We start from the raw sequence: 13,597 nt of genomic DNA, 5'->3' as shown, positions 1-13,597 counted from the left end.
GAGGGTCAGACCCCCTACAGCATGTTCAAGAAGGGTCTGAAATTGATACCGAAGGAAGTGCGCACTAAAGTAGCGTAAACAAGACGCCGGTTTGAGGCCGGTGTCAGGCGATAACTAGATCTGTACAAACATATCAACCGATCGGGGTTATCACCCGAAAATACGAGGAAAAATTAAACGGGACATCGGTTCCCGACAAGCACTTCATGCTCCCTAGCAAGGGAGCATGATACTTTATTAGAATCAATTACTTGAAAAGTTTTTCGTTCAAAATTTTGACCGTTAAATCTCATTGAAGCAAAGCGATTCCATTCATAACCATTTGAGCACAACAAATCGAAGAGTACCTCACCAGAGATACTCTTCTCGTGCAACTCCTTCACAATTGAAGGGAGATGCTCTAGGGGACTCTGATAACCCATCGCAACAATTACTGCTGCAAAGTGTTTATCATCAGTTGTCCTAATTGAGTACATATTCCTCACACACTGTGTAGCTCATCCACTAAAGAATAGATCTTTGTGGAGAGTTTGTTAACTTCATTAAGATCACTAACAAATCGGCTTGCGTTAACCAAGCTATTCATATGAAACAAACCGTGGCGGTGTCGTCGAAAGAAAGAGTACGCATCAGAAAGCAGGGAACGTTCAGGTACTAAAGGTACTTTGCCTTCATGCTCGCGTCGTAGTACGAAGTCTCCTCGTCCGATATCTAGGCAGTAGTAAAACGAACCAACATCATTCGAGTCCACATCGAAGCCTTTATCAGCCATTACGGATTTGATCGCCCCTTCAAGAGACCTGAGCTCAGGGTATAAAAGCATGGAATAGTCAGGAAGCTGAGGGACCGAAAGCTTAACACATAGGCTTGACAGAAGTAATCTTTTAGTGCCATCAGGTATGATATCGATAGACTTAGGCAGCTTCGTCCTGAGATAGTCAAGAGCAACCTCTGTCCGAACAATCTCAGTGTTCTTGCCATCTTCGGTGCGATTCAGGACATTCTCTAGCCCCGCCATATCTAACAATTCTGATAGCAGGTAAATGAGATACCTATATGTTGACAATGGCCTCCCTTGAATCTGAAGCTTAAGCGTAGTCTTATGATGAACAACAACAATGTGGTCATTATGTTCAACAGATGTAAGGCACCACTGACTTTGAAGCTCATCATTACGACGAATATCAGAAGTAAACTTTGCAGGTTTATCACCTGTTATCTCATCAATGATTGCGTTGATCTGGTCACTTGCTATTCCCTTGATTGCCATATTCACTTGTTTGAACTCATCCGGGTGTATCGTTTCAAACAAACATTGTGCAAGCTGATGCCCAAGATCTCTGTTCTGACCCAAACGATAATGAAGCGTAGTCGTACCGTTAGTGTTCAGATAAATTTCAAGCTTCGCATTATCAATACCAGGTTGTCCAAACTCGTAGAGCTGGATTGTTGTCGGCCCATTTTGCCGTTCCGTCACTCCTCTGAGGTTGAGGTTACGTTTCTCAATGAACTCGTCAACCACACGCCGTATGCAAGTCCGGTCGAGGTTTAAATCGCGATACTCTTCTTGCCTTTCTGCCACCGTAAATCCCCCATTCAAATACCTTTTGTATGCTATCAGTGAGTTCCAAGTGATGACAAGAACACTAAAATGGGAATTGAATCGGCGTCCAAAATTTGGTGTCATGGTGAAGGGTCACAGAAATGATTCGCTGGAACAGGTCATCTAACCGATTGATCTGAAATGATAAACTAAAGATTGGTTGTCACCTCCCCCCAGCTCCACCAAACGTTTGGAAAGGGCCACTTCGCAAGAAGTGGCCCTTTTTGTATCCTTTTTCTGGCTTTCAGAGGATGTAACCGCCCCACGAGCACAGCACATCTCCAGATCAGGCCAAAGGCTCTGCGGGGGGTGGCTGCATTTGACATGGGCCAGCTCCAGGTGGCGTCGCCAGCAAAAACCGGCGAGTGGAGCAGCAATTTGCCCGGGAGCTATGGGCCACGCCATCAGCCCAGCGCCTCCATGGGGTTGAAACAACCTCGAGGGTTCGCCCCCGAGAATCTTCCACTAGCCGTTGGCAGTGGAAGGCTGGGTCAGATGAACGACGGGATTTTCGGAGAAGAGGTAGCGGTCATCCTCCATTTCGTCATCGAAGATGGTGGCCTGGAAGAGCATCTGCTTGGTGTTCTCCAGGTGCTGCCACATGGCCAGCTTGGCCGCCTGCGGATCCTTGCGCATCAAGGCCTTGAGGATCTGGTCGTGATCGTCGCACCAGCTGGAGATGGCCTTGTCGTCGATATGCTCGTGGAGCTTGCGCCAGTAGGAGTTGCGCTCGCAATGCAGCCAGGGAGCCAGGGCTTCGGGGTGGGCGAGATCGTCGTCAAGCGCGGCTCTGAGCCTTGCCTGGTGGTCACGGCAGCGCAGCGGATCGAAATCGCCGCCCTGCGGTTGTCCGCCGAACAGGTGATCGACACCACGGCGGCGGGCGACTCCTTCAGCGCCGGTTATCTCGCCGCACGCCTGCAAGGGGCCGACGTCACCGACGCCGCCCGGGCAGGCCACCGCCTGGCGGCGGCCGTTATCCAGTATCCGGGGGCCATCATTCCCCCCTCCCACATGCCATCACTCAAGAAAACGCACCATGTCTGATCTCATCGCCCGCCTCGAAGCCCTCAAGGTGATCCCCGTCATCGCGCTGAAAGATGCTGCCCAGGCCGTCCCTCTCGCCCGGGTGCTGGTGGAAAATGGCCTGCCCGCCGCCGAGGTGACCTTCCGCACCCCCGCCGCCGCCGAGGCCATCCGCCAGATGCGCGCGGCCTACCCGGATCTGCTGATCGGGGCCGGCACCGTGCTCAACCGCGAGCAGGTGGATGCGGCCGTTGCGGCGGGCGCCGACTTCATCGTCAGCCCCGGCTTCAACCCGACCACGGTGCAGTACTGTCTGGACAAGGACGTCACCATCATCCCCGGGGTCAACAACCCCAGCCTGGTGGAGCAGGCCATGGAGATGGGGCTTCGCCACCTCAAGTTCTTCCCGGCCGAGCAGTCTGGCGGCACCGCCATGCTCAAGGCCCTGGGTGCCGTCTATCCGGTGCGCTTCATGCCCACCGGCGGCGTGACGTCGGCCAATCTGAAGGAGTATCTGGGGCTGAATGCCGTGATCGCCTGCGGCGGCACCTGGATGGTGCCGGCCAAGCTCATCGACGAGGGCAGGTGGGAAGAGCTGGCCGCCCTGGTAAGAGAGGCCGTGGCGGCCCTGTGATCATCGGTTGAGCGGGGGAAGGTCTGCCCTCCCCCGGATGTGTTGAAGAGCCACTTCCCGCGAAGTGGCTTTTTTATGCCCTGCAAGGGCTGGAGATCAATGTGCGGTGCGGTTGCCGCAGTCTGCCAGCGGCTTATTCCCCTGCGTCATCGGGCGTCAGCACCAGCCTGCGCCAGGGCCCCGTGATGTCGCAATGACCCGTCTCTTCGGTGTTCTCCCAGCCCAGTCGATGATAGAAAGCCATCGCCGTGGTGTTGCGCATGGCCACCTTGAGGGAGGCCGGGGAGGGGTATCCGGCCAAGCCGGCGGCAAGCAAGGCCCGCCCCATGCCCTGCCCATGCCAGTCCGCCACCACGTAGAGATGATGCACGAAGCTCTCGGCCCCCCAGATGGAGACGAATCCGCACGGGCTGCCCCCTTTCTCCGCCACCCAGACCTCCTCGCCCCGGGTCTGCTCGGCAAAATCCTCGAGCCGGAACAGGGCGGGATCAACCCAGTGGAAGGCCTGGCGCCTTCCCTTGAGGAAGAGCTGCGCCAGCATGGGCTCGTCAGCTTCCGTCATCATTCTGATCATGACACCATCCTTGCGTTGCGTGCTTGTCGCTTCCCACTCTCGATGGATCCCGCCGTGCTGTCAAATCGGCAATGTGGACCCTCTTGAATACGTAACCGTGTGACACAGGGCTGCCTATTTTATCGCCTCAGGGGCTATACTGCCGAGGTCCCGTCCATGACTGGTTTGAGGTTCACTGATTTATGGATAACAAGCAAATTGAAGGCAGTATTCTGGTACCCGCCCACATTGACGATGTCTGGCGGGCCTGGACCACGGAGAGCGGGCTGCGCAGTTTTCTGGCGCCGGAGTGCCTCATGGTCCCGGAACCCAACGGGCCGTTCGAGATCTATTTCAGACCCGATGCTCCCCTCGGCGAGCGTGGCAGCGAAGGGTGCCGGGTGATGGCGGTCATGCCCCATGATCTGCTCAGCTTCAGCTGGAATTTCCCTCCCCAGTTTCCCCACATTCGTCAGCAGAAGACCCAGGTCAGCCTGCGCTTCGTGCCGGAGGGCCAGGGCACCCGACTCCACTTCCTGCAGACCGGCTGGGCGCAGGATCCGGACTGGGACCAGGGTTATGCCTACTTCCGGGAGGAGTGGCTGGAACTGAGTCTGCCGAGGCTTCAGTACCGTTTCACCCACGGCCCCATCGACTGGAACAACCCGCCGGGCAAGCAGCAGCTGAAATCCCTGGCCCAGTGACGTCCATTCAAGCGATGGGCATGGCATGAAAAAGGACCCGCTCAGGGTACTTTTTCATGGATGGGCAGGCGGTCACTCCACCGGCTCTTCATCGAACAGGGGGTGATAGAGCACCTCGCCCCTTACCCCGTCGAGCCCGCCGGGTTGCAACTCCATCGCCATAAAACACTCCGTCGGCACCTCGTAGATGCAGTGCAGGCCGAAGTCGCTGGCAGGCCGAAACCCGAAACGGGCGTAGTAGGCGGGATCCCCGAGTACCACCACCGCCTTCCAGTCCATCTCCAGTGCCGTGTCCAGCCCTTCCCGCACCAGATCCGAGCCAATGCCCTGTCCCTGCCAGTCGGGATGCACGGCCACGGGTGCCAGTCCCAACCAGGGCCCTTCCTGTCCCTCAATGGTGATCGGGCTCAGCATCAGGTGCCCCATGAACTCGTACTCTTCCTCCTCGACCATGGTGACCACGGCGGCCCCACATTCTCGCAGGCGGTTGACCAGTTCGGCCTCGTCGGGACGACCAAAGGCGGCACTCACCAGCTCATAGACTGGCAGCATGTCGCCGGGACGCTCGGTTCTCAACATACAGCGTTACTCCTCGTACAGCAGGGCGGCCATTATTCCACAGAAGTGGGGCGCCTCTTCACTGCCTTTGTCTGAAAATGGGAGGGCGGACTCAGGAAAACGCCTGACAGACACCGCACCAGGCTTCGCGATGACCGCCCTTGCGCAAGCCATCAGCGTCCGTCGTCAGGCTGTCGCAATCGCCGCAGATAGGCGAGGCCCAGATCCCCGCACTCCTTGAGCAGGGCGCCACCACCATGGGCCTGCACCCCGGGTGCCTCTGGCGCCAGCATGGCCAGGGGATAGCGCCGCACCGTCAGCCCGCTGAGTGTCTGCTCGCCCTCTGTCGCCTCCCCCGCCATGAAGAGCGCCACCCCCTCATCGTGCAGTATGGCCACGACCACTTCCTCGTCATCCAGCCAGGGGGCCAGCGCCTCTTTGCGTGCATCCGTCAGGCGCGCCGGGCGATCCAGCCGCCAGTGATCGAGCTCGAGGGCGCCATCGGCCGGATCTGGCCGACGCCCGTCATGGTGCATGCCAGTCTTTTCCATCACCCGGCCTGAGGCGAGGTTGCCCGGCATGTGGCGGGCGGTGAGGGCAGGCAGGTGCCACTGTTCGAAGGCAAACGCCCTGACCAGGTTCGCGGCCCGGGTGGCCAGCCCCCTGTTCTGCCAGGGCACGCCGACCCACCATGCCAGCTCCCCGTGCCAGTGCAGGGAGAGGGTGCCGACCAGGGGAGCGGGCTCGTCTTCACGCCCCTGGGGCAGAGTCAGGGCCCAGGTGCATCCCAGCCCGAGAGCAGCCTTACGCCCGCTCAGGGCAAGCCAGTCCCGCGCCGCCTCCGGCGAATAGGGGTGGGGGATGTTGAGGGTATAGCGGGCGAGCGCCGCATCCGAACAATAACGCAGGATGGTGCTCTCATCGCCGGGCAGCAGGGGGCGCAGCACCAGCGCGTCCTGCCCGCCAGGCTCGCGCAGCACCGGGGTCATCAGGCGGCGGGCAAGCAGGCGTTGCAGGGCAACCCCGAGGTCGTCATCGGCACCGAGGCGATGATCCGCCCCCGCGGGCCCCAGGGTGAGCAGGCCGCTCTCTCTGGCCAGGGTCAGCAGGGAGCCGGAGGCAGCGATCAGGATCTGCCGGTCCGGCTGTGTCGCCATCAGCGGGGAGGCGGCCTCCCCCAGCCAGGCGGCAAGCAGGTCGCGGGCAAGGAGAATGCTATCTGGCGGGCTGGCCGCCCAGGGTGCCATCTCCCTCGCCTCCCCTTTGCCAAGCAGCAGCCACCAGCGGTTTCCCTGGTGCTGCCAGGCCTGCAACGCCGCTTGCCAGGAGGGGCGCCAGAGCGCACCCTCGATCAACAGATCCATTCCTTCCCCCACATCCGCCCCCCGGATCAGGCACCGGGTGCCCGGGCGGCACCACACTCCTGTCTGAGGCAGCATAAGCCGCTGCCAATGAGTTGTTAAACCATATGTTTACCATGGTTAAACGGCATACCCCATGAAAAAATGCCATATGGCTGACTTGATGGCGGTCACATTCCTTCCCCTCCTCGCTTCCTATCATGCCCCCATCATGGCGCGACCAAAGACGCCCATGAAGGACAACGGATAACAAGAGAACACACTATGCAGCCAACCAGCCCACTCAAAACGGTAGTAGTCAGTACCCTGGCGACCGCCCTGCTGATCTTCGTGGCCCAATCCCTCATCGGGAAGCAGGAGATCAGACTCGGCATCGCCATCATCCCCATCCTGCCCATGCTCTTTGCCGTCATCATCGGCATGATCGTCTCCGCCAAGCCCGTCAAGGATCGCATTCCCGGCTGGAAGAGGCTCTTCACCGAGCGAGAAGAGGGCTTCTGCGGCAAGATGGTGGGTTTCAGCCTGCTGATCCTCGGGACCCAGTATGCGGGGATGATCATCCCCAACCTCAAGATGATCCTGAGCGTCGGCGTGCCGCTCTTCCTGCAAGAGATAGGCAACCTCCTGCCCATCCTCATCGCCATTCCGCTGGCGGTGAAGTTCGGCTTTGGCCGCCGCTCCATCGGGGCCTGCTCCTCCATCAGCCGTGAACCCTCGGTCGCGGTGATCCAGGGCAAGTTCGGCACCGGCTCCCAGGAGTACATCGGCGTGCTCGCCATCTACCTGTGCGGCTCCGTCATCGGCACCCTCTGGTTCAGCGTGCTCGGCAGCATCGCCCCCCTCACGGGGCTGCATCCTCTGGCCCTGGCCGCCGGTTCCGGCGTGGGATCCGGCTCCATGCTGAGCGCCGCCTCAGGTGCCCTCATCAACGGCCTCGATGAGGCGATGGCCCAGCAGGTGCTCAGCATCGCCGCCGCCTCGAACCTGCTCTCGTCGGCCCTGGGAGCGCTCTCCCTCACCTATCTGGGTCTGCCGCTCGCTGAAAAAATCTATGCCCTGACAGCCAAAGGAGAGAAAGCATGAAAAGCATCGTGATGGATATGCGCTTCGTCTTCCTGGCGATCCTGCTGGCCATGTTCACCCAGACCCTGACCTCGGGCCTGCCGCTGTGGCAGATGGGGGACAGCTTCATCGCCATGTCCCTGGTGGTGTTCGCCTCCCTGGTGACCAAGCGCTATCTGCCCTCCTCCCTGCCGGCCTTTGCCTATGCCACCATCATCGGCATTCTCATCTGCCTGCCCGAGACCCCGGTGCGCGGCCTCTTCATCGATGCCGTGGCCAAGATCTCCTTCCTCTCCTGCTGCGTGCCGCTCCTGGCCTTCGCCGGCCTCTCGGTGGGCGGTCAGCTGGAGGAGCTCAAGAAGATGTCGTGGAAGGTGATCCTCATTTTCATGATCGTCTCCACCTGCTGCTTCTTTGGCGCCTCCCTGGTTGCCCAGCTCGGTTTCTCCATTCAAGGGATCATCTGATGAACCACTACCATATCGAACCTGACCTGTTGGCCCTGCGCGACTTCAGCTACGAAGTGCGCCACCACCTGCACCGCATCCCGGAATACTCCGGGGCCGAGTTCAAGACCTCTGCCTACTGCCGTGGGTTGATGGAAGAGTTCGGCTACAGGATCACCCTGTATCCCGGCTTCACCGGTTTTCACGGGGATCTGGCGGTCGACCCTGCCCTGCCCACCATTGCCTTTCGTGCCGACATGGATGGCCTGGAGATGCACGACATGAGCGAGGTGGCGTTCAAATCCACCCATGAGGGGATGGCCCACAACTGCGGCCACGACTCCCACATGGCGATCGCTCTGACCGCCGCCAGGTTTCTGGCCGCCAACCGCGATCGCCTGCGGTACAACGTCCGCTTCATCTTCCAGATGGCGGAAGAGGACATGCGCGTCCCCGGTGCCGAAAAGATGGTGGAGCTTGGCTGCATGAAGGGGGTGGACGAGGTCTATGCCCTGCACAACGACGGCGCCATGGAGACGGGCACCATCAAGTTCAACCAGGGGGTCATGTCCTCCTGGGGATCTGCCTGGACGCTCGATGTGCACGGCATCTCCGCCCACGGATCCACCCCCCACAAGGGGCTGGATGCCATCCGGGAGGCGGTGCGGATCATCGAGGACATGGACTACATCGTCGCCAAGCGCACCAGCCCGTTCAGCCCGGCGGTCTTTGGTTGCGGCATGATCAACGGCGGCACCATTCCCAACGCCATCGCCGATCATGTGCAGGCCCGTGGCACCATCCGCGCCATGGATGCCGAAACCGACCAGATCCTGAAAAACAGCTTCAGGGACATCATCGCCCAGAGCGAGCTGCGCGGCTTCAAGACCACCATGGTCCATGCCGGCTACCCGGCAGTGGAGAACCACCCCCAGGCCTGCGAGCGCCTGCAACAAGCCGCCTCGAATGTGTTGTCCAGCGACGGGATCAACGCAAAGGGCCAGCCCATGACCGGCAGCGAGGACTTCAGCTACATGATCAACGCCACGCCAAGCCGCATGGGGGCCATGTTCTTCCTCGGCAGCGGTAATCAGGCCAAGGGGATCTGTAACTACCTGCACGCGAACCCCTATTACCTGGACGACGACTGCCTGCTGGTGGGAGCCCAGATCTTCGTCAATCTGGCGACCAGGGTCGACTGACGGGCCAGGGGGATCTGCCACTACCAGCACCACGTCAATCCCCTACTACCCGGACGACGACTGCCTGCTGGTGGGTGCCCAGATTTTCGTCAATCTGGCGACCCGACCCCCCTAAGCAGCAAGGGGGCTGCCGCCCCCCGAGGCCCTGCTGGATGATGGCGATCTGCTGCTCGGCACCCGGAGCGCCGTCAATCTGGTGACCACGACAGCCGGGAGAGAGGGATCACCGGGAAAAGGCAGCGCAGGACACCACTTATCACAAAAAAGAGAGGCCATTGGCCTCTCTTTTTTGCCTCTATGCAGCACATCTGACTCCCCCTGACGGTCTTCAGAGCCAGGGCAGGGTCGCAGACGGGGCGGGCGTTGCCTGGTTGAGCAGCGCCAGCTGCACCGTCTCCCGGCTCACATGGGGGGCATAGAGGTGGATGAAGTCGTACATGTAGTCCCGCAGGTGGGCGTGCCTGCGCAGGCACACATGGGCCACGCTCGAGGCGATCAGATGATCGATGTTGAGGCAGACCAGGCTCTCCCTGTCCCCTTTGTCGAACGCCGAGGTGGCGATCACCCCGACACCCATCCCCAGGCGCACATAGTGCTTGATGATGTCGCTGTCGGTGGCCGTCAGCACGATGCGGGGGCTGAGGCCATGGCGACCGAACGCCTTGTCCATCTTGGAGCGGCCGGTGAAACCGAACACATAGGTGATGAGGGGATACCGGGCCAGATCCGCCATGGCCAGCGGCTGGCAGTCCAGCAGCGGATGGCCGTGGGGCACCACCACGCTGCGCCCCCAGCGATAGCAGGGCACGGTCGCCAGCTCGTCGAACAGGTGCATGGACTCGGTGGCGATGGCCATCTCCACATCCCCGTTTTGCGCCATCTGCGCCAGTTGGGCAGGGGCTCCCTGATGCAGCTGGATGCTCACCTCGGGGTAGCGGCAGGAGAATTCGGTAATGACCGCCGGCAGCTTGTAGCGGGCCATGGTGTGGGTGGTGGCGATGCGCAGCACCCCGCTGGTGGCCAGCTGATCCCCGAGGGAAAGCTGACCAATCTGCTCCACCTGGGCCACCACTCCCCTGGCCAGCTCCATCACCTGCTCCCCCATGGGGGTCAGGCCCGCCAGGTTCTTGCCCTTGCGGGTAAACAGCGCCAGCCCCAGCTCCTCTTCCAGCATCTTCATCTGCTTGCTGAGGGTCGGCTGGGAGGTATAGAGCTTCTCCGCCGTCGCCGAGATGTTGAAGTTGTTCTTCACTATCTCGGTGAAGTTCTTGAGCCGGGCGATGTTCATCAGGGCGCCAGGCGCTCGATGTGCCAGCCGTCCCCCTCGCGGGTGTAATAGAAGCGATCGTGCAGACGGTGCTCCCCGCCCTGCCAGAACTCGACGGTGTCGATGCGCACCCGGAAACCACCCCAGAAGCTCGGCAGCGGCACTTCGCCATTGGCAAACTTCTGCTTGAGTTCGAGGAACTTGGCCTCCAGCACGCCACGGGCCGAGATGCGGGTCGACTGTTTGGAGACCCAGGCGGCGATCTGGCTGTCCTTGGGACGGCTGTGGAAATACTTCATCACCTCGAAGGTGCTCATCTTCTCCACCCGACCGGTCACGTGCACCTGTCTGTCCAGGGTGTGCCAGGGGAAGAGCAGGCTGATACGGGGGTTGCCCTCCAGCTGATGCGCCTTGCGGCTGCCCATGTTGGTGTAGAACACCATGCCTTCGGCATCGTAGTGCTTGAGCAGCACGGTGCGCTGCCAGGGCTGGCCATCGGCATCCACGGTGCCCACCACCATGGCGGTGGGATCGGTCAGTTTGGCCTCGCACGCCTGGGCCAGCCACTTCTCGAACAGGGCGAGGGGCTCGGCCGGCAGATCGGCCCGGTGCAGTCCACCCCTGGTGTATTCGCGACGCAGATCAGCCACATCCATCATCTTGATTTTCCTTCTCTCTTTCTCTGCCGCCCGTGCGGCGATGGGTGCAGGCATTGTGCGACGAGCGCGCCATGGGTACAAGCCTCGGGGCGGCCAAATGGCGGAGCAAAAAAAGAGGGAGGCTCATGCCTCCCTCTTTATGCCGATGACCGTCAGCCTACTGCTTGCCGTCAACCGACGGGCAATGGGCCAGCATGCGCCGGTTGTAGTCCGCCGCATAGGCGCTCAGCCTGGCATGGGCCTCCTTCTGATCCGGCTTGATGACATCCCCGAATCCATCGAGATAGCGCACGCCGCAGCGCGCCTTGGCCGCCGCCTGCTGATCCGCCGCGATCCCGGGCGCCACCTCGCCGCGCCCGGCCCGCACGATCAGCCGGTAATCCTGCCTGGCAAGGCTGGCGCTGACCGCCTGATCCAGGGTGTCTGCATCGGCCTGACAACCGCCGAGCAGGGTGAGCAGCAGCACCCCGGCCAGTCTCATGCCCGCCTCCGCTGCCAGCCCAGCAACGCCAGGGCCAGGGTCCAGAAGCCGAGGGCACCGCCGCCACCGCTTCCCCCCTCTTCACCGCGCTGGGTGACCGAGAGCTTGAGGGGACTGATGGCGAAGAAGATGTTGTCGCTGCACGCCACCTTCAAGCGGGCAGTGCCATCCTGGCCCGCCGGGATGGTGACGCTCGCCGAGCCCGAGTTGGGTTTGCCGCTGGCAAGGGAAGTCCAGTTTGCCCCCTCGTCCCGGGTCATGAAGAGATCCACCTTGCTGCAGTTGATGGGGGCGGCATTGGTGCCAGCCACTTCCCAACTGATGGTCTGCGTCTTGCCCGCCCCCAGGGGGGTCACCACCGGGCTGGTCAGGGCAAAGGCCTTGCCGGTGTTGACCACCTGGATCTTCATGTCATCGCTGGCGACACCGCCCTTGCCGTCCCGCGCCGTGAGGCGGAAGTTCAGGTCCCGGTTGGTGGCAGGCCAGGCCTCCCCTATCGCCAGGGTGTTGGTGAGCAGGGAGGTGAGACTCGGCAGGGTGCGCTCCGGCACGCTGGTCGGCGCCACGAAACGGAACAACGGGCGGCTGCCGTCGTCCACCATGGTGGCCGGGCTGCTCGACTCCGTCCCCAGATCGATCTGCTCCCAGGTGTAATTCAGCGGATCGCCGTCAAGATCGGCCCCCGCCCCCTTGAGCACGAAGGGGGTGTTGGCAGGAATGACGTAGTCATTGCCTGCCGCCACCTGGGGCGCATTGTTGACCAGCGCCAATGGGGTGCCGCAATTTGGCACAGTGGCCATGTGGGCCCGCATCTGCTCGATGGACTTGCTGTGGAAATAGGGCTCGCTGTGGGGCTGCAGATCTTCGTCTCCGCAGATCCCCGCATAGGCCATGATGGAGCTGCCGCTGCCCGGCTCCCAGGCCTGGCTTGGTTCCCGGTTGCCGCCGCCACAACTGCCTGTGGTGCCGTTGAAGGTGTGGTCTGCCCCGAACTGGTGACCAATCTCGTGGGCCACGTAGTCGATGAAGAAGGCATCCCCCACCGGCTCGGAGGAGCCCGTCATCCCCGCCGATTTTTCGTCGGTACAGAGTACGCCCAGTCCCGCCAGGCCACCGCCACCGGTATTGACCACATGGCCGATGTCGAAGGCCCCCAGCCCCTTGGTCAGGGCATCGGCCTGCACCTGCATGTTGGCATCCACATCGCCGTCATCATTGTTGAAGGGATCGTTCGCCACGTCGGTGAAGATGATGGTGTCGTTGCCGCTGGCCAGCTGGAATTCGGCCGCCACGTCACGCTGGTAGACCTCGTTGACCCGGTTGAGCAGGGTGGTGATGGCGCCAAGACCCGCCTCCACGGTACCGCCGTGATACTGGGTGTACTCCCCCGCCGCCGAGATGGCGATGACATAACGCTTGCGCTCGTTGCCATCCACCAGCACCTGGCGGGCCAGCTTTTTGGCCTCGCCCCCGATCACCTTGTCCGCCTCTTCTTCCAGCCGGCTGTGGGCATCCTGCTGGTAATAGACGGCATAGCCTTCCCCGTTGCGAAGGGGATCGACGAACACCATTTTCCCTTCATGGCTGAACATGGCGTGGAATCCCTGGGGACCGAAATCGAAGCGCCCGGTCTCGCCCGGCGCCGCTTCGTTATGCCCCTTGAAGGCCAGGATATCGGGATATTTGGCGGCCAGATCCGCCGGCAGCAGATCATAGGGTTGCAGGCTGAAGGTCACCTCCTTGCCATCCGGCAGGGGCAGGGTCAGGCGGCGCTCGCCCCCCTTCAGGGCAGCCAGGTAATCGGTGGAGACGGTGACGATGCGATACTGGCTGGCCCTCACCTCGTACCCATCGGCGGCGGTGGCCCGCGCCGTGACCGTATGCCACTCGCCGGCCATCAGGTTGCCGGACGTCATCAGACCCGCCACCAGCACCGCCAGCGGAGAATATTTCATCAACTGCATCTTTTTAATTCCTTTTTAAACGGATTCACCTGAACTGCCACGGCATCATTTGCCCGCTGGTCCGATTAGTCCAGCAA

General features: G+C 61.2%; 16 protein-coding genes. 6 read left to right on the top strand and 10 right to left on the bottom strand.

All coding sequences use genetic code 11. The features are described 5' to 3' along the window. Positions 1-173: 173 nt before the first annotated feature. The 3 genes from AB7E19_RS18205 to AB7E19_RS18195 form a co-directional block, all read right to left on the bottom strand. Positions 174-476: a type II toxin-antitoxin system RnlB family antitoxin gene (locus AB7E19_RS18205; RefSeq protein ID WP_409070729.1), complete on the bottom strand. Its 303-nt coding sequence runs from the start codon at positions 474-476 to the stop codon at positions 174-176. Between the two features lie 5 nt (positions 477-481). Continuing rightward, positions 482-1,582, bottom strand: a complete 1,101-nt coding sequence (locus AB7E19_RS18200; protein WP_322131426.1) for a type II toxin-antitoxin system RnlA family toxin — start codon at positions 1,580-1,582, stop codon at positions 482-484. A gap of 486 nt (positions 1,583-2,068) precedes the next feature. Further along, on the bottom strand, positions 2,069-2,284 hold the full coding sequence (locus tag AB7E19_RS18195; RefSeq protein WP_235712607.1) for an FCD domain-containing protein: 216 nt from the start codon (positions 2,282-2,284) through the stop codon (positions 2,069-2,071). 15 nt (positions 2,285-2,299) lie between these two features. Between AB7E19_RS18195 and AB7E19_RS18190 the strand changes: the two genes are divergently transcribed. Next, on the top strand, positions 2,300-2,650 hold the full coding sequence (locus AB7E19_RS18190) for a PfkB family carbohydrate kinase (RefSeq protein ID WP_322131440.1): 351 nt from the start codon (positions 2,300-2,302) through the stop codon (positions 2,648-2,650). Continuing rightward, on the top strand, positions 2,643-3,263 hold the full coding sequence (locus AB7E19_RS18185) for a bifunctional 4-hydroxy-2-oxoglutarate aldolase/2-dehydro-3-deoxy-phosphogluconate aldolase (RefSeq protein WP_322131425.1): 621 nt from the start codon (positions 2,643-2,645) through the stop codon (positions 3,261-3,263). Before AB7E19_RS18190 ends, AB7E19_RS18185 begins: the two co-directional genes overlap by 8 nt. A 133-nt stretch (positions 3,264-3,396) precedes the next feature. Here the strand turns inward: AB7E19_RS18185 and AB7E19_RS18180 are convergent, their stop codons facing one another. Beyond that, positions 3,397-3,837 (bottom strand): GNAT family N-acetyltransferase, encoded by a 441-nt coding sequence (locus AB7E19_RS18180; RefSeq protein ID WP_010673968.1) that lies wholly within the window; start codon positions 3,835-3,837, stop codon positions 3,397-3,399. 182 nt (positions 3,838-4,019) lie between these two features. Between AB7E19_RS18180 and AB7E19_RS18175 the strand changes: the two genes are divergently transcribed. Further along, positions 4,020-4,520: an SRPBCC family protein gene (locus AB7E19_RS18175; protein WP_010673967.1), complete on the top strand. Its 501-nt coding sequence runs from the start codon at positions 4,020-4,022 to the stop codon at positions 4,518-4,520. Positions 4,521-4,592: 72 nt separating this feature from the next. Here the strand turns inward: AB7E19_RS18175 and AB7E19_RS18170 are convergent, their stop codons facing one another. Next, positions 4,593-5,099, bottom strand: coding sequence for a GNAT family N-acetyltransferase (locus AB7E19_RS18170; protein WP_010673966.1), 507 nt, complete (start codon positions 5,097-5,099; stop codon positions 4,593-4,595). Between the two features lie 152 nt (positions 5,100-5,251). After that, positions 5,252-6,442 (bottom strand): GNAT family N-acetyltransferase, encoded by a 1,191-nt coding sequence (locus AB7E19_RS18165; protein ID WP_322131424.1) that lies wholly within the window; start codon positions 6,440-6,442, stop codon positions 5,252-5,254. 261 nt (positions 6,443-6,703) lie between these two features. On the opposite strand from AB7E19_RS18165, the gene AB7E19_RS18160 reads away from it, so the two are divergent. From AB7E19_RS18160 to AB7E19_RS18150, 3 genes are read left to right on the top strand one after another with little or no spacing between them, the layout of a single operon-like run. Next, the gene (locus AB7E19_RS18160) at positions 6,704-7,522 is read left to right on the top strand and encodes a DUF3100 domain-containing protein (protein WP_322131423.1); all 819 of its coding nucleotides are present in this window, start codon (positions 6,704-6,706) and stop codon (positions 7,520-7,522) included. Next, positions 7,519-7,968, top strand: a complete 450-nt coding sequence (locus AB7E19_RS18155) for a hypothetical protein (protein WP_010673962.1) — start codon at positions 7,519-7,521, stop codon at positions 7,966-7,968. Before AB7E19_RS18160 ends, AB7E19_RS18155 begins: the two co-directional genes overlap by 4 nt. Then, on the top strand, positions 7,968-9,149 hold the full coding sequence (locus tag AB7E19_RS18150; RefSeq protein WP_266139526.1) for a M20 metallopeptidase family protein: 1,182 nt from the start codon (positions 7,968-7,970) through the stop codon (positions 9,147-9,149). Before AB7E19_RS18155 ends, AB7E19_RS18150 begins: the two co-directional genes overlap by 1 nt. A gap of 328 nt (positions 9,150-9,477) precedes the next feature. On the opposite strand, the gene AB7E19_RS18145 is transcribed toward AB7E19_RS18150, so the two are convergent. From AB7E19_RS18145 to AB7E19_RS18130, 4 genes are all read right to left on the bottom strand, one after another. Beyond that, positions 9,478-10,437: a LysR substrate-binding domain-containing protein gene (locus AB7E19_RS18145; RefSeq protein ID WP_322131422.1), complete on the bottom strand. Its 960-nt coding sequence runs from the start codon at positions 10,435-10,437 to the stop codon at positions 9,478-9,480. Further along, positions 10,437-11,075, bottom strand: coding sequence for a pyridoxamine 5'-phosphate oxidase (pdxH, locus tag AB7E19_RS18140; protein WP_010673959.1), 639 nt, complete (start codon positions 11,073-11,075; stop codon positions 10,437-10,439). Before pdxH ends, AB7E19_RS18145 begins: the two co-directional genes overlap by 1 nt. A 157-nt stretch (positions 11,076-11,232) precedes the next feature. After that, positions 11,233-11,556 carry a hypothetical protein gene (locus AB7E19_RS18135; protein WP_239053150.1) on the bottom strand — a complete coding sequence of 108 codons (324 nt, stop codon included), beginning with the start codon at positions 11,554-11,556 and terminating at the stop codon, positions 11,233-11,235. Next, complete coding sequence (locus AB7E19_RS18130) at positions 11,553-13,520, bottom strand: reprolysin-like metallopeptidase (RefSeq protein ID WP_322131421.1); 1,968 nt, start codon at positions 13,518-13,520, stop codon at positions 11,553-11,555. Before AB7E19_RS18130 ends, AB7E19_RS18135 begins: the two co-directional genes overlap by 4 nt. Positions 13,521-13,597: the final 77 nt, after the last annotated feature.

This window comes from Aeromonas sp., assembly GCF_050252055.1.
GTDB classification, from domain to species: domain Bacteria; phylum Pseudomonadota; class Gammaproteobacteria; order Enterobacterales; family Aeromonadaceae; genus Aeromonas; species Aeromonas caviae.
The sequence above is the reverse complement of the archived record's forward strand: the minus strand, read 5'-3'. Positions and strand labels throughout refer to the sequence as shown.

Coding starts and splice junctions, on each gene's coding strand:
- AB7E19_RS18190 (WP_322131440.1), top strand. CDS start 2,300: ATGCTCGTGGAGCTTGCGCCAGTAGGAGTTGCGCTCGCAATGCAGCCA.
- AB7E19_RS18150 (WP_266139526.1), top strand. CDS start 7,968: ATGAACCACTACCATATCGAACCTGACCTGTTGGCCCTGCGCGACTTC.
- AB7E19_RS18135 (WP_239053150.1), bottom strand. CDS start 11,556: ATGAGACTGGCCGGGGTGCTGCTGCTCACCCTGCTCGGCGGTTGTCAG.
- AB7E19_RS18185 (WP_322131425.1), top strand. CDS start 2,643: ATGTCTGATCTCATCGCCCGCCTCGAAGCCCTCAAGGTGATCCCCGTC.
- AB7E19_RS18170 (WP_010673966.1), bottom strand. CDS start 5,099: ATGTTGAGAACCGAGCGTCCCGGCGACATGCTGCCAGTCTATGAGCTG.
- AB7E19_RS18175 (WP_010673967.1), top strand. CDS start 4,020: ATGGATAACAAGCAAATTGAAGGCAGTATTCTGGTACCCGCCCACATT.
- AB7E19_RS18155 (WP_010673962.1), top strand. CDS start 7,519: ATGAAAAGCATCGTGATGGATATGCGCTTCGTCTTCCTGGCGATCCTG.
- AB7E19_RS18145 (WP_322131422.1), bottom strand. CDS start 10,437: ATGAACATCGCCCGGCTCAAGAACTTCACCGAGATAGTGAAGAACAAC.
- AB7E19_RS18165 (WP_322131424.1), bottom strand. CDS start 6,442: ATGGATCTGTTGATCGAGGGTGCGCTCTGGCGCCCCTCCTGGCAAGCG.
- AB7E19_RS18160 (WP_322131423.1), top strand. CDS start 6,704: ATGCAGCCAACCAGCCCACTCAAAACGGTAGTAGTCAGTACCCTGGCG.
- AB7E19_RS18205 (WP_409070729.1), bottom strand. CDS start 476: ATGTACTCAATTAGGACAACTGATGATAAACACTTTGCAGCAGTAATT.
- pdxH (WP_010673959.1), bottom strand. CDS start 11,075: ATGATGGATGTGGCTGATCTGCGTCGCGAATACACCAGGGGTGGACTG.
- AB7E19_RS18180 (WP_010673968.1), bottom strand. CDS start 3,837: ATGATCAGAATGATGACGGAAGCTGACGAGCCCATGCTGGCGCAGCTC.
- AB7E19_RS18130 (WP_322131421.1), bottom strand. CDS start 13,520: ATGCAGTTGATGAAATATTCTCCGCTGGCGGTGCTGGTGGCGGGTCTG.